This is a genomic window from Streptomyces tropicalis (genome assembly GCF_029269835.1).
GTDB classification, from domain to species: Bacteria; Actinomycetota; Actinomycetes; order Streptomycetales; family Streptomycetaceae; genus Streptomyces; species Streptomyces tropicalis.
In genome coordinates this window covers 1-977 of sequence record NZ_JARJBB010000095.1, presented here as the reverse complement: position 1 = coordinate 977, position 977 = coordinate 1, and the positions used below count along the sequence as shown (strand labels likewise).

The 977-nt window shown below is 46.2% G+C and carries 2 protein-coding genes; both read left to right on the top strand.

What is annotated here, in order from left to right:
- The first annotated feature begins 30 nt into the window (after positions 1 to 30).
- Positions 31 to 189, top strand: a complete 159-nt coding sequence (locus P3H78_RS33160) for a TraR/DksA family transcriptional regulator (protein WP_229041931.1) — start codon at positions 31 to 33, stop codon at positions 187 to 189.
- The gene (locus P3H78_RS33155) at positions 186 to 734 is read left to right on the top strand and encodes an ead/Ea22-like family protein (protein WP_001289873.1); all 549 of its coding nucleotides are present in this window, start codon (positions 186 to 188) and stop codon (positions 732 to 734) included. Before P3H78_RS33160 ends, P3H78_RS33155 begins: the two co-directional genes overlap by 4 nt.
- Positions 735 to 977: the final 243 nt, after the last annotated feature.

The window sequence follows — 977 nt, the reverse complement described above, 5'->3', positions numbered from 1 at the left end:
GAAGAATTACAGCGCAACACAGCAATAAAAATGCGCCGCCTGAACCACCAGGCTATATCTGCCACTCATTGTTGTGAGTGTGGCGATCCGATAGATGAACGAAGACGCCTGGTCGTTCAGGGTTGTCGGACTTGTGCAAGTTGCCAGGAGGATCTGGAACTTATCAGTAAACAGAGAGGTTCGAAGTGAGCGAAATTAACTCTCAGGCACTGCGTGAAGCGGCAGAGCAGGCAATGCATGACGACTGGGGATTTGACGCAGACCTTTTCCATGAATTGGTAACACCATCGATTGTGCTGGAACTGCTGGATGAACGGGAAAGAAACCAGCAATACATCAAACGCCGCGACCAGGAGAACGAGGATATTGCGCTAACAGTAGGGAAACTGCGTGTTGAGCTTGAAACAGCAAAATCAAAACTCAACGAGCAGCGTGAGTATTACGAAGGTGTTATCTCGGATGGGAGTAAGCGTATTGCTAAACTGGAAAGCAACGAAGTCCGTGAAGACGGAAACCAGTTTCTTGTTGTTCGCCATCCTGGGAAGACTCCTGTTATCAAGCACTGCACTGGTGACCTGGAAGAGTTTCTGCGGCAGTTAATCGAACAAGACCCGTTAGTAACTATCGACATCATTACGCATCGCTATTACGGGGTTGGAGGTCAATGGGTTCAGGATGCAGGTGAGTATCTGCATATGATGTCTGACGCTGGCATTCGCATCAAAGGAGAGTGAGATCGGTTTTGTAAAAGATAACGCTTGTGAAAATGCTGAATTTCGCGTCGTCTTCACAGCGATGCCAGAGTCTGTAGTGTCAGATGATGACCGTACTCAAACATCGGGTTGAGTATTATCTTACTGTTTCTTTACATAAACATTGCTGATACCGTTTAGCTGAAACGACATACATTGCAAGGAGTTTATAAATGAGTATCAATGAGTTAGAGTCTGAGCAAAAAGATTGGGCGTTATCAATGT

Bases quoted from the DNA above. Each gene is read 5' to 3' on its own strand.
- P3H78_RS33160 (WP_229041931.1), top strand. From the start codon at position 31: ATGCGCCGCCTGAACCACCAGGCTATATCTGCCACTCATTGTTGTGAG.